General features: G+C 69.1%; 2 protein-coding genes. Both read right to left on the reverse strand.

Translation table 11 applies throughout. From position 1 onward, the window contains the following. Positions 1-36 precede the first annotated feature (36 nt). Positions 37-762: a thioesterase II family protein gene (locus DN051_RS44070; protein WP_112443303.1), complete on the reverse strand. Its 726-nt coding sequence runs from the start codon at positions 760-762 to the stop codon at positions 37-39. A 70-nt stretch (positions 763-832) separates the two neighbouring features. Further along, positions 833-14,389, reverse strand: coding sequence for an amino acid adenylation domain-containing protein (locus DN051_RS44075; RefSeq protein WP_112443304.1), 13,557 nt, complete (start codon positions 14,387-14,389; stop codon positions 833-835). Positions 14,390-14,480: the final 91 nt, after the last annotated feature.

Consider the following 14,480-nt stretch of genomic DNA (forward strand, 5'->3'; position numbering starts at 1 on the left):
CGGCCAGAGCGGCTCGCCCCGGAACTCGCTCGGCGCCTAGACGCCGAGCCTGCCGAGCACATCCGCGACAAGATCGCGGGCATGCTCGACCAGGTAGAAGTGGCCACCCTCGAACGCACGGTTGGTGAAGGAGATTCGTGTCGCTTCCGACCACGCCGACACGAGGTCGGGCCCCAGCGCGGTGTCCTGCCTGCCGTAGTAGGCGGTCAACGGCGCGTTCACGGGCCGTACTACGGGTGCGACATGGTTCTCGAGCAGTCGATAGTCCGAGCGCACGGCTGAGAGGACGAGGTCGCGAAGCTCAGCATGTGTGAAAGCCTCCGCGTCCATGCCGCCCAACTGGACGAGTTCGTCCATCAGTTCGTTGTCCTGGGCGTCCGCCAGTGACCTGGGTGGGCGCCGTTCCGGGCCGGAGTAGCCGGATACCAGGAGGGCTGCCACCTGCGGACCACCGGCGGCCTGCAAGCGTAGAGCGGTCTCGTAGGCGACCAGCGCGCCCATGCTGTGTCCGAAGAGCGCCACGGGAACTCCGCCGGCCTCGGCCGCGATGGCGCGTGCCAGTGGTGCGGTCAACTCGTCCATGGTGCGCGCCGGAGATTCGAGGAGACGGTCTTCTCTGCCCGGATAGCGGACAGTTCTACTTCTGCGCCAGCGGGTACATGGTGTGCCCAAGGCCGGTAGAAGCTCGCAGATCCTCCGGCGTACGGGAAGCAGATCAGCCTCATGCGCGGTGCTGGACTCGCGTGCCAGGTACGCAGCCATCGGCTCGTCGGCCCATGTCGCTGGTGGGACCGGTCGGGTCGTCGGACGTCCGCCTCTGTCGTGCCGGTCATCATGCCTCCCGCCAGTGCGAGATCGCCTGCCACACTCTGGCCAGCATGTCGGGGCGGGCCATGTCCTCGTGCGCGCACGGCAAGTGGTACTGCGTGATCTCACCGGTCACGAGGTGTTTCCACCGGTCGGCCCCGCCGCTGAGCATGCCCTCCATCGACGGGATGAACAGTAGGCCGCCGTCGTATTCACGAGGGCTGTGAGCAGCGGCGATCCGAGCATTGTTGGCGACGATCCGCCGGAGAAGCGAGGGATCCGCCCGCGGCACCGTGGTGTCCAGCCCTGCTGCCTCAATCAGTCCCGCGATGGCGTCAGCCGACACCTCGGTCGCGTCAGGGTCGGTGAGGATCTCGGACGTACTGCCCGGGGCGGACGGATAGGCGTCCAGGATGACGAGAGCGGCGACTTCCGCGCCGCTTTCCCGGAGTCGGACGGCCATCTCCTGCGCGATCAGCCCGCCGAAGGACCAGCCCAGGAGGTGATAGGGACCGTCGGCCTGTACGGATCGGATGTGGTCGACGTAGGCGGCAGCCATCTCCTCGACGGACTCGTGCACCACGCCGTGCCCGTCCAGCCCGCTGGACTGTAGACCGTACAACGGGGTGTCGCTGGGCACGTGGCTCGCCAGCGGCGTGTAGCACCAGCTCAGACCGCTCACGGGGTGAACGCAGAACCAGGGTTCACGGCTGCCCTGGGTGCGAATCGGCAGGAGCACCTCACACCCGTCGTCCGTGGACCGCTGCAAGACGCGCTCCGCCAGCTTCGCCGCAGTCGGTGCGGCCATCACCGCCTGAAGGGAGAGGTCCATGTTCAGGGTCGCTCGGATGCGGCTGACCAGTTGTACGGCGAGGAGGGAGTGGCCGCCGAGTTCGAAGAAGTTGTCGTCCACGCCGACGTCTGGAATGCCGAGGACTTCGGCGAAGACGGCGCAGAGTGCCTTCTCCTGCGGCGTGGAAGGTCCACGTCCCACATTCGCGGAACGCATCTCGGGGGCGGGTAGGGCGCGTCGGTCGAGTTTGCCGTTGACCGACAGCGGTAGCTCACCGAGCTGGATGAGCGCGGAGGGCACCATGTGTTCGGGCAGTACATGCTGCAGTCCCGTACGCAGGGCCGTCGTGTCGATCGTGTGGGTGTCTGTGGCGGGCACGATGTATCCGGTGAGGCGTTGGTCGCCTGGGGTGTCTTCTCGGACTACGACCGCAGCTTGGGCAACGGAGGAATCAGCGAGCAGGGCTGCTTCGATCTCTCCGAGTTCGACTCGCTGGCCACGGATCTTGACCTGGTCATCGGTGCGGCCCAGGAACTCGAGCACGCCCTCGGAGTTCCATCGGACCAGGTCGCCGGTGCGATACATGCGCTCACCCGCCCTGCCGTAGGGGCACGCAACGAACCGCTCCGCCGTCAAGCCTCTGCGCCCCAGATAGCCACGCGCCAGCTGGACACCGGCCAGATACAGCTCTCCCGGGACGCCCGGCACCACCGGCCGCAGAGCGGCGTCGAGGACGTAGACCTGCGTGTTCCACACCGGTCGACCGATCGGCACGGTCACCATGCCCGCGCCTGTGTCCGCGCCCGTCTTGCACGGCCATGCCGTGACGTCGACCGATGCTTCTGTCGGCCCGTACAGGTTGTGCAGCGGCACCCCCGGCAACACTGCCCCGAACCGAGCAGCCAGTTCGGCCGGCAATGCCTCGCCACTGCACACCACTGCACGTAGCCCTCCACAATTGGCGGCGGCAGGCTCGGTGAGGAACATGCGCAGCATCGAGGGAACGAAGTGGGTGACCGTGATCTGTTCGCGTGAGATGAGTTCGGCGAGGTAGGCCGGATCACGGTGCCCGTCGGGTCGGGCGACGACCAGCGTGGCGCCTTCCAGCAATGGCCAGAAGAACTCCCACACCGACACATCGAAACCGAACGGTGTCTTCTGGAGCACCTGGTCCGACGCGTTGATCGGACACATTTCCTGCATCCATGCCAGCCGGTTCACGATGCCCTCGTGTGCGACGACCACGCCCTTGGGTTGTCCCGTCGAACCCGACGTGAACATCACATACGCCGGATGCCCAGGCAGCACACCACGACCGGTCAGGTCCCCCGAACTGGCGCACGCCAGTGCCGCCACCGTTTCCGGAGCGTCGAGGACCACCGCCGAGGGCAACCACCCACCCACAGAAGCAGCCGTCACCACACACACCGGCTCCGCATCCGCCAGCAGACCCTCAACACGCTTCCGCGGATACCCGGGATTGACCGGGAGATAGGCGCCACCCGCCTTCAACACCGCAAGCAGCGCCACTACCAGATCCACGCCCCGGTCCAGCATGACCGCGACGACACTCTCCGGTCCCGCACCTCGATCCACCAGCACCCGAGCCAGCCGGTTGGCACGAGCATTCAACTCCGCATACGACAGCCCCACACCCTCGAACACCACCGCAGCAGCTTCAGGCGAACGCACAACCTGCGCCTCGAACAACCCCGGCAAAGTGGCAGCAGACACCAGACGATCCGTGTCATTCCACTCCACCAGAATCCGAGCCCGCTCACCCCCACCCATCACGTCGACATCGGTCAGCGGTGTTCCAGGCGCTGTTTCCAGCGTGGCCACCAGCTGCTCAACAGCGGCGACCACTCGCTCGCCGACCGCGTCGGCATCCGCTCCGGTGCTCTGGCTGATCAGCAAGAAGTTCTCGCCGTCGTCGTTGACCGAGAGCGTCAACGGGTAGTTCGTGACGTCCCGCGTGTGCAGCACCCGGATACCCGGAAAGCTCGCCACCTCCGGTTCGGCCGCAGCGGCAGCCTGCCGGTAGTTCAGGAGCGAGGTGAACAACGGTGTCTGTGCCGCCAAGCCACTGGCGCGTTGGGCCAGGGACAGCGGGGCGTGCTCGTGCACCATCAGCTCGGCGAGTTGGTCCCGCATCGCGTGCACGGCATCAGTCACGCTCAAGCCGCCGGTGGTCAGCCGCACCGGCAGCGTGTTGATGAACAGGCCCGGGATGCGGTCGGCGCCGGCGCCGGCGTTCAGGCGTCCGAACAGGACGGTGCCGAACACCACGTCGTCGCGGCCGGCGAATGCAGCGGTGACACGGGCCCACACCACGTGGAAAAGGGTGGCGGCCGAGACACCCAGCTGTCGCGCCTGCGCGCGCAGCCGGGCAGAAGCCTCCGGTGACAGTCGGCGTGTCGACTCGGTCAGGGCCGTGCCGTCGCCGAGGGTGTCGACCACCCCGAACGGGGCGGTGGGCTCGGTGACGTCGCCGAGCAGGGCGCTGAAGTACTGCTCATGCTCGTCGCGGGAGACCCGCAAGCGTGACTGGGCGACGAAACTGCGGAACGGCAGCGGGGCGGGCAGCCTGTCCTGCTGTCCCTCCAGGAACGCGCGGACCTCGCCCAGCACCACTTCCAGGCCTGTGTGGTCGTCGATCAGGTGGTGGAGATGGAGGAGGAGCACGGCTCGTCCGCTCTCCGGAGCCGTGGTGACGTGGGCCCGGATCAGGGGCGCCACACCGATGGCCATGGCCGGCGGGCAGACGGCGAGCAACTGGGCCGCGAAGTCTGTTTCGTCCGCGGATGAGGGCGGTTCCACCGTCTCGACGGGAATCTCCGCCTGCCGGACGACAACTTGAACGGGCTCGCTCAGCCCTTCCCAGCAGAACGCCGTCCGCAGGATGTCATGCCGGTCCACGACGTGTTGCAGTGCTTCGAGGAACCGCTCGACGTGCGCGGAGGAGTCGAACTCGAGCATGATCGGAATGACGTACACGTCGGCCCCGTCCTCGGCCATCAGGTGATGGAAGAGGATGCCTTCCTGCAGAGGCGCCAGCGGGTAGATGTCGGCGATGTTCGCCGCACCGCCGGGAATCTGTCCGACGATCCGCTCGATGGCGGCAGTGTCCAGGTCGACGAGCGGCAACATGTCCGGTGTGATCGCGTCTGCGTGTGCGGGAATCAGGTTCGGTGGGACGTCCACCTCACCGCGCGCGCCGGCCCTGGCGAGTTCGGCCACGGTGGGCTGGGCGAACAGGGTGCGCACGTCAACGGCGATGCCGCAGCCCCGCAACCGTTCCACGAGCCGGACCGCCAGCAGCGAATGCCCGCCCATCTCGAAGAAGTTGTCGCCGGTGCTCACGCTCGGCACGTCCAGCACTTCGGCGAACACGTCGCACAGCGCCTGTTCGCGCGCGGTGGCTGGAGCACGTCCCGCGCCGGTAGATGCCGCGTCAGGCTTGGGCAAGGCACGCCGGTCCAGTTTGCCGTTGGCCGTGAGAGGCAGCGTGTCCAGAGCGACCACCGATGCGGGACGCATGTGCTCGGGCAGCCAGTGCCGTACGAACGTGCGGATGTCCGCGGTGTCGACACTCTCGCCGGACGTCACTACATAGCCGACCAGTCGCTGGTCGCCCGGAGAGTCTTCCCGCACCACCGCCGCCGCCTGGTTGACGGCCGGGTGGCGCAGCAGAGCGGCTTCTATCTCGCCCAGCTCGATGCGGAACCCGCGGATCTTCACCTGGTCGTCGGCGCGGCCCAGGTACTCCAGCTGACCGTCGGTGGTCCATCGCACGAGGTCACCGGTGCGGTACATCCGCTCTCCGGGCTCACCGAACGGACAGGCCACGAAGCGCTGCGCGGTCAGACCGGGTCGGCGCAGATACCCGCGGGCGAGTCCGGCTCCGGCCACGTACAGTTCACCGGCCACGCCGGGAGCGACCGGGCACATGCCTGTGTCGAGGACGTAGAGCCTCAGGTCCGGGATGGCCTGACCGATCACGCCGACCGCTGTGGGGGTGTCGGCCGCCGCGGCGTTCATAGCCGCGTATGTGACGTGCACCGTTGTCTCGGTGATGCCATACATGTTGACCAGCACCGGGGCGTCGTCCGCGTGGCGGTCGTACCAGGGTCGCAGGCGGCGTGGGTCCAGTGCCTCACCTCCGAACACCACGTGGCGCAGCGCGAGCTGCCGCTCGGGTGCCTCGGCCTCGGCGACGATCAGCTGGTAGAACGCGGACGGAGTCTGGTTGAGCACGGTGACCCGTTCGCGGGCCAGCAGGTCGAGGAACTCCCGGGGCGACCGTGACACCGTCGTGGGTACGACCACCAGCCGCCCGCCGTGCGCCAGCGCGCCCCACAGCTCCCACACGGAGAAGTCGAACGCGAAGGAGTGGAACCAGGTCCACACGTCATCCGCCCCGAAGCGGAACCAGTCGTGGGTGGCCGAGAGCAGGCGCACCACGTTGGCGTGGGGCACGAGAACGCCCTTGGGCTGCCCTGTCGATCCGGACGTGTAGATGGCGTAGGCCGGATGGCCGGGCAGGAGCGGGCGGGAGCGTTCCGCGTCGGTGACGTCCGTGTCAGGTGTCCGGAGGAGCGTGGTGAGCGTCGCGGCGGAGTCGACGACGACCGCCTCCGAGCCCTGGGGCAGTCGGTCACGCAGGTCGTCGGTCGTCAGGACGCACGCCGGGCGGGCGTCCCCTGCGAGGTAGGCGATCCGTTCGTCGGGGTAGGCCGGGTCGATCGGCAGGTACGCGCCGCCTGCCTTGAGCACCGCGAGCAACGCCACGGCCAGTTCGATGCCACGGTCCAGCAGCACGCCCACGAGGGTTTCCGGTCCGACACCGCGCTGGATGAGCAGCCGGGCGAGCTGGTTGGCCCGACCGTTGAGTTGCGCGTAGCTCAGGACGGCGTCCTCGCCGGACAGCGCAATGGCGTCAGGCGCAACGGTGGCCGCAGCCTCGAACAGCTGCGGCAGCGTCCGTTCCGCGGCGGCGGTCTCGACCGTGCCGTCGCAGGCGGGCAGCATTCGGCTGCGCTCCTGCTCGTCGAGGATTTCGATGCGCTGCAGGGACGTATCCGGTGCGGTTTCCAACGCGTCGACGAGGTTGCGCACCGTGGTGTCCAGCCAGCGGCACACCGACTCGGGGTCGATCGGCGCCATCGCCTGGGCGTTGATCGTGTACCCGGTGGTGGCGTCGTCGATGGAGACGGTGAGCGGGTAGTTGTTGATGTCCCTGGCCTGTATCACTTCGGCACCGTCCACGACGGTGGACACGCCGTCGCGGGACTGGGTGCCGTGCCGGTAGTTCAGCAGGGAAGTGAACAGCGGCGTCCGCGGCGGGACGGCGCTGGCCCGCTGGGCGAGCGTCAGCGGCGCGTGTTCGTGGATGAGCAGCTCAACCAGCCGGTCCCGCATGGCGGTGACCGCGTCCGCGACCGTGTTCGCGGTGTCCATGCGCACCGGCAGGGTGTTGATGAACAAGCCGGGCACCCGGTCCGCTCCGGATCCGGCGGCCATGCGCCCGAACAGCACCGTGCCGAAGACGACATCGCTGCGTCCGGACAGCGCGGCGAGCAGCCGCGACCACGCGACATGGAAGATCGTCGCAGCCGTGACGCCGTGCCGGCGCGCCTGTTCGTGCAGGCGCGCGCCGAGCTCGGCGTCGAGGGGGCGAGTGGCCTCGGCGATGCCGCTGCCGTCGCCCAGCACGTCGAGGACGCCGAGCGGTGCGGTCGGCTCGGTGACGTCTCCGAGAAGTTCGGCGAAGAAGCGCTCGTGCTCGGCCACCGGCACCCGCAGTCGTGCGTTGGCGATGAAATCACGGAACGGCAGCGCCTTGGGCAGCAGATCTTGCTGCCCGGCCAGGTACGCGTTCACCTCGCCGAGCACCACCTCAAGTGCGGTGTGGTCCTGTATCAGGTGGTGTACCTGGAGGAGCAGGTAGGCCCCGTTGGCGGGCTCGTCCGCCACGTAGGCGCGCACCAAGGGCGCGGCGGTGATGTCCATGGCGGACCCGCACACGGCCAGCAGGCCTTCGGCGACATCGGTGTGATCGTCGACAGTGACGGTGACGACGGGTATCTCGGCGTGCCGGACGACGACCTGCACGGGTTCTCGCAGCCCCTGCCAGAGGATCGCCGTGCGCAGAATGTCATGCCGGTCCACGACCGCCTGCAGCGCGGTGAGGAATGCCGTCAGTCGCTGCCGGGAGTCGAACCGCAGCACGGCCGGCAGGACGTAGGCGTCGTTGTCCGCCTCGGCCATCAGATGGTGGAAGAGGATGCCTTCCTGCAGCGGAGCCAGCGGGTAGATGTCGGCTATGTTCGCCGCGCCGCCGGGGATCCGTCCGACGATGTTCTCGATCTCCTGGGTGTTCAGGTCGACGAGGGTCAGCATGTCCGGGGTGATCGCGGCGGCGTCCGCCGGTATCAGGTTCGGCGGTACCGTCACCTCGTCCTGACCGGCGGCCGCGGCGAGGGCGGCCGGGGTCGGGCGCGCGAACAGGGTGCGCACGTCGACACCGATGCCGTGACCGCGCAGCCGTTCCACCAGCCGGACCGCGAGCAGCGAATGGCCGCCCATCTCGAAGAAGTTGTCGTCCACGCCGACGCCCGACACGCCGAGGGCTTCGGCGAACGCGGCGCAGATGAGCTCTTCCTGCGGGGTGCTGGGCCCGCGCCCTGATCCGGAAGCGGCGGACGGACCTGGTGCCGGCAGCGCGCTCCGGTCCAGTTTGCCGTTCGCCAGGACCGGCAACGTCTCCATCGCGACGACCGCGGCGGGCACCGCGTACCCGGGCAGACGGCCGCGCAGGTGTTCGCGCACGGTCGCGGCGTCCACGGCCGCGTCGGAGGGGACCACGTAGCCCACCAGTTGCTGCTCACCACGGTCGTCCGTACGCACCACGACGGCCGCGCGGCTGATCCCGGGACACGCCAGGAGCGCGGCTTCTACCTCGCCGAGTTCCACCCGGAACCCCCGCAGTTTCACCTGGTCGTCGGTGCGTCCGAGGAAGTCCAGCTCGCCGGAGGTGTTCCAACGCACCAGGTCGCCGGTGCGGTACATCCGCTCCCCGGGCGCGCCGAACGGGCAGGCCACGAACCGTTCCGCGGTGCGTGCCGGCCGGCCGAGGTACCCGCGGGCCAGCCCGGCACCCGCGATGTACAGCTCACCGGGCACGCCCGGGGGGACCGGACTGAGGCCGGCGTCCAGAACGTAGGCCCGGGCGTTGTCGACGGGCCGCCCGACCAGCGGCCGGGCCCCCTCCGCAACGGGGTGCCAGAGGGCGTCGATTGTGCACTCGGTGGGACCGTAGAGGTTGAAGCTCTCGACGCCGTGCGCGGATCTGAGCTGCTGCCACAGCGGTTCGCCGAGCGCTTCACCACCGGCGATGACGATGCCCGGCCTGTGCCGGCGCGGGTCGAGCAGGCCTGCCTCGACCAGCTGCCGCAGGTGGGTGGGTGTGCTGTCCACGACGTCGATCTGCGCGTCGCGGACGTGGCCGACCAGCGCTTCGGGGTCGTGGCGCACCCCGTCCGGGACCAGGTGCAGTTCATGACCGGCGATCATCCACAGCAGGCTCTCCCACGCCGCGTCGAAACTCAGCGGGTAGGTCAGGGCCACCCGCAGCGGCCGGTCCGGGGCCGACGTCATGTGGGCGCGCTGGTGGTGGAAAAGGTTCACCAGGCCCTGGTGCGGGACGAGAACCCCCTTGGGCACACCGGTGGAGCCCGAGGTGTAGACCGCGTAAGCGGGGTGGCCGGGGTGCAACGGGCCATTACGGTCGAGGTCGGTGAGGTCGGTGTCGGCGAGTTCCTCCAGCCGCGCCAGCGTGCAGGGCGCGTCGAGCGCAAGGGCTGAAGAGACCCGGGACTGCCATGCTTCGGTGGTGAGTACGCGGACGGGCTGTGCGTCCTCGATCAGATACGCGATGCGTTCGTCCGGGTAGTCCGGGTCGATCGGCAGGCATACGCCACCTGCCTTCAGTACGGCCAGCAGTGCCACGATCACGGCATCGGACCGGTCGAGGAGCACCCCGACCAGGTCCTCCGGCCCGACGCCTTGCTCCACCAGCAGTCGCGCGAGCTTGTTCGCACGGGAGTTGAGCTGTCGGAAGGTCACGCTGACGTCTCCGAACACCACGGCGGTGGCGTCCGGTGTGCGCGTCGTCTGTGCCTGGAGCAGATCCGGCACCGTGGCTTGCGGAAGAGTCCGAGTCGTGGTGTGCCAGCCGTCGACCAGCCGGCGACGTTCGGCTTCGTCCAGGACTTCCAGGCTACTGATCGGCAGGTCGGGCCGGTTCGCCGCGTCGGCCAGAAGGCGCCGGAAGCGCTCGCAGAAGCCCTGGGCCGTCGGCTGGTCGAACAGGTCCAGCGCATAGGTGAGTTCCCCATGAATGCCGGCGGGCGCCCCGTCCGCGTCGAAGGTCTCGGCGAGGTCGAAATCGAGGTCGAACTTCGCGGTACTGGGCGCCGTCCCGGCCGGGCCGACCGCGATGCCGGGCAGATCCAGCACGGGCGAGGTGAGGCCGCGCACCGCGAGCATCACCTGGAACAGCGGGTGGCGGGCAGTCGACCGGGTGGGGGCAAGGTCCTCCACCAGCCGCTCGAAGGGGAGGTCCTGGTGCGCGAAGGCGGCCAGACCGGTGTCGCGGACCCGGCTCAGCACCTGGCTGAAGCCGGGATCGCCGGACAGGTCGGTGCGCAGCACGAGCGTGTTGACGAAGAACCCGACGAGGTCTTCCAGCGCATCATCGGTACGGCCGGCGATCGGTGTGCCGATCGGGATGTCGGTGCCCGCGCCGAGCCGGGACAGCACGGCGGCGAGTGCGCCCTGGAGCACCATGAACACGGTCACGTCGTGGGCGCGGGCCAACCGCGTCACCGAGGCGTGGAGCACGGGGTCCAGTCGGAGCGGGATCGAACCGCCCCGGTGCGACGAGGACAGCGGGCGGGGCCGGTCAGCAGGTAGTGCGATCTCCTCGGGCAGGCCGACGAGTTGCGACCGCCAGAAACCCAGTTGGGCGGAGAGCACGCTCGCGGGATCGTCCAGGTCGCCGAGGTGGTCCCTCTGCCAGAGGGTGTAGTCGGCGTACTGCAGGGGCAACGGTTCCCACCGCGGCGCGTGGCCCGCGCGGCGGGCGGCGTACGCCTGCGAGAGGGCACGGGCCAGCGGGCCCAGCGACCAGCCGTCACCCGCGATGTGGTGGATGACGAGCACCAGCACGTAGTCGTCCGCGGCGACTCGCAGCAGCCGCAGGTGAATCGGTATGTCCGTGGTCAGGTCGAACACGTGCTCGGCGGCGGCCGTGACAGCGGCGGGCAGGTCGGTGGCGGCGATGTCACGCACGGAGACGCCGTCAGTGGCGCTGTGCGGAGGAAGGATGTGCTGGTACGGCTCTCCGTCCGCGACGCGGTACACGGTACGCAGGACTTCGTGCCGGGCGACCACGTCCGCGAGCGCCGCGTCGAGCATCTCGGGCACCAGAGCGCCCGTCAGCCGCAGCACGATGGGGATGTTGTAGGTCGTACCGGGCCCGTCGAGCTCGCCGAGGAACCACAGCCGCTGCTGCGCGTACGACAGCGGCAGCACGGCTGGACGCTCTTGAGGTGCCGGCGCCGACCGCGTGGTGTCCTCGGTGCCGAGCCTGGCGGCCAGTCCCGCCGCCGTGGGCGCATCGAAGACCGCGCGAATCGGGACCTCGATGCCGAGCGTCGTCCGGATCCTGCTGGCCAGCCGCGTGGCCAGTAGCGAGTGGCCGCCCAGTTCGAAGAAGTTGTCGTCCACGCCGACCTCGGGCAGAGCGAGGATGGCCGCGAACACCTCGCACAGGTCCGCCTCGCGCTGAGTTGACGGCTTCCGGCCGGCACCGGACGGGGTGGTCGTCCGAGGCGCGGGCAGTTTCCCGCGGTCCAGCTTGCCGTTGGCCGTCAGCGGCAGCTCGTCCAGCACGACGACCGCGGAGGGCACCAGGTATTCCGGCACCCGGTCCCGCAGATACGCGCGGACATCCGTGGCGTCGGCGCCCGCGACGGGCACCACATAGCCGACGAGGTGCTGACCTCCCGCGGGGTCCGCACGAACGACCGCAGCGGCCTGGGCGACCGCGGGATGTGCCAGCAGGGCGGCTTCGACCTCACCCAGCTCGACACGGAAGCCGCGGATCTTCACCTGGTCGTCCGTGCGACCGAGGAATTCCAGCACTCCCTCGGGACTCCACCGGACCAGGTCCCCACTCCGGTACATCCGCTTCCCGGCACCATCGAAGGGACAGGCCACGAAGCGCTCTGCGGTGAGCGCGGGGCGGTTCAGGTATCCCAGGGCCAGTCCACTGCCCGCGACGTAGAGTTCTCCGGGCGTGCCGACGGGTACCGGACGCAGCGCTGCATCCAGCACGTAGACCCGGGTGCCGCTGATCGGGCCGCCGATGGGCACAGGACGGCCGGAGTCCGCGTCGGTGGCGCGGATGTCATGGGTGGCGCTGAAGGTGGTGTTCTCCGTCGGGCCGTACCCATTGACGAGCCGCACTCCAGGCAGTTCCCGCAGCAGTGTGCGGCAGCGGTGCGGAGACAGCACGTCACCGCCGGTCAGCAGCACTCGCAAGCCCCGCAGCGCCTTCACGTCCGCGTCGACCACGTAGTGGAACAGGCCCGCTGTCAGCCACAGCACGCTGACGCCGTGCGCCGAGATGAAGCCGCGCAGCGCTGCGGCGTCGAGTACGCCGGAGGGCGCGACAGCCAGCGTGGCCCCGTTGAGCAGGGCGCCCCAGATCTCGAACGTGGCGGCGTCGAAGGACACCGAGGCCAGCTGCCCGATCACATCGTCAGGGCCAGGTGTGACATAGCCACCCTGACGGACCAGCCGATCCACCGCGGCATGCGGGACGAGGACACCCTTGGGCCGTCCCGTGGAACCAGAGGTGTAGACGGCGTACGCGGGGTGCCCGGGCAGCACAGACCCGAGGCGCTCGGCCGCCGTCAGGTTCGTGGCGGCCCGGTCGCGCAGTTCGGCGACTGTCTCGCTTGCGTGCACCAGGATGATGCGCTGCCCGGTGAGCGGCCGCTCCCGCAGGGTGTTGTCACCGATCACACACACCGGCGCGGCGTCGGCCAGCATGGCGTGCACGCGCTCGTCCGGGTATGCCGGGTCGATCGGCAAGTAGGCGCCGCCTGCCTTGAGAATGGCCAGCAGCGCGATCACCAGATCCGTGGACCGCTCCATCAGCACCCCGACCAGACGGTCAGGTCCCACACCCTGCGTCACGAGCAACCGGGCCAGTCGATTCGCCCGCTCGTTCACTTCCTCGTAGGTGAGCCTGTGGCCGTCGTCGACAAGCGCGGGGTGAAGCGGCATGAGTGCGGCCTTGGCCTCGAACAACTCATGCACCGTGGCCGCTGCCGGCCGCTCACCCGTGTCGTTGTTCTCTATCAGCAACTGGTGGCGCTCGGCCGCGTCCAGGATCTCGACAGCACTGACAGGCACGTCCGGCCGGGCGAGAGCGCCACGCAGCATCAACACGAACCGGTCCGCGATGGACCGCGCTGTGCCGGGTCCGAACAGATCGGTGGCGTAGGTGAGCGATCCGCGGATACCGGCCGGGTGCCCAGCGGTGTCGAACTCCTCGGCCAGCTCCAGGGACAGGTCAAACTTGGCCGCGGCTTCGCCGACCGCCAGCGGTTCTGTCGTCAGACCGGGCAGGTTCAGCACGGCGGCAGAGGTGTTCTGCAGCACCAGCGCGACCTGGAACAACGGATGCCGACCGGTGGAGCGGGTCGGGGCGAGCACCTCGACCAGGCGCTCGAAGGGTATGTCCTGGTTGCTGTACGCGCGGATGAGCGAGCCGCGGACGCGGTCGAGCAGCGCGACGAAGCTCGGGTCACCGCTGACGTCGGTGCGGCTGACCAGGGTGTTGACGAACATGCCCACAGCACGGTGGAGGGCCTCGTCGGTCCGCCCCGCGATCGGAACGCCGATCGGGATGTCCGTGCCCGCACCCAGCCGGGACAGCAACGCGGCCAGCGCGGCCTGCAGCACCATGTGCGTGGTCGCACCCCGGGATCGTGCCAGCTCGACCAGTTGGCGATGCAGATCGGCGTCGATGTGCAGGCCGACGTCGGCACCCTCGTGCGAGGCCACGTCGGGGCGTGCCCGGTCGGTGGGCAGCGTCAGCTCGGCCGGGAGGTCGGCGAGCGTTTCACGCCAGTGGGCGAGCTGCCGGCTGAACACGCTGTCCGGGTCGTCGTCCGCGCCCAGCAGTTCCTTCTGCCACAGTGTGTAGTCGGCGTACTGCACCGGCAGCGGCGCCCAGTCGGGTTCCTGGCCTCGCAGTCGCGCCGAGTACGCGGTCGCAATGTCTTCCGCGAGCGGCGCCAGCGACCAGCCGTCGGCCGCGATGTGATGGATCACTACCACCAGCACGTGTTCATGCGGGCCGACCACGAGCAGCCGGGCACGCAGGGGCACCTCGACACTCAGTTGGAACGGGGCGCGAGCGGCCGCGGTTGCCGCGGAGTGCACCTCGTCGGCGCCGACCTGCTGGGTCGACAGGTCGAACTCGACCGAGTCGATGGGCAGGATCCGCTGACGGGGTACACCGTCGGAAACGGGGATGACGGTGCGCAGCACCTCGTGCCGGACCAGGACATCGCGGAACGCCGCGCTGAGGGCCGGGCGGTCAAGGGCGCCACGCAGGCGGACCGCGAGGCAGATGTGATAGGCGGCGTCTGCCTCTCCGAGCTCACTGAGGAACCAAAGCCGCTGCTGGGCGTACGACAAGGGAATCATGCGTGCTCCACAATCCCGTGGGCAGCCTGTGTGTGCCCGACAGTGATTTCGATCTTGTTCACTTCTGTGCCGACTTCGTCGAGGCTTCTGG

The organism is Streptomyces cadmiisoli (assembly GCF_003261055.1).
Lineage (GTDB): Bacteria > Actinomycetota > Actinomycetes > Streptomycetales > Streptomycetaceae > Streptomyces > Streptomyces cadmiisoli.

Coding starts and splice junctions, on each gene's coding strand:
- DN051_RS44070 (WP_112443303.1), bottom strand. CDS start 762: ATGGCTGCGTACCTGGCACGCGAGTCCAGCACCGCGCATGAGGCTGAT.
- DN051_RS44075 (WP_112443304.1), bottom strand. CDS start 14,389: ATGATTCCCTTGTCGTACGCCCAGCAGCGGCTTTGGTTCCTCAGTGAG.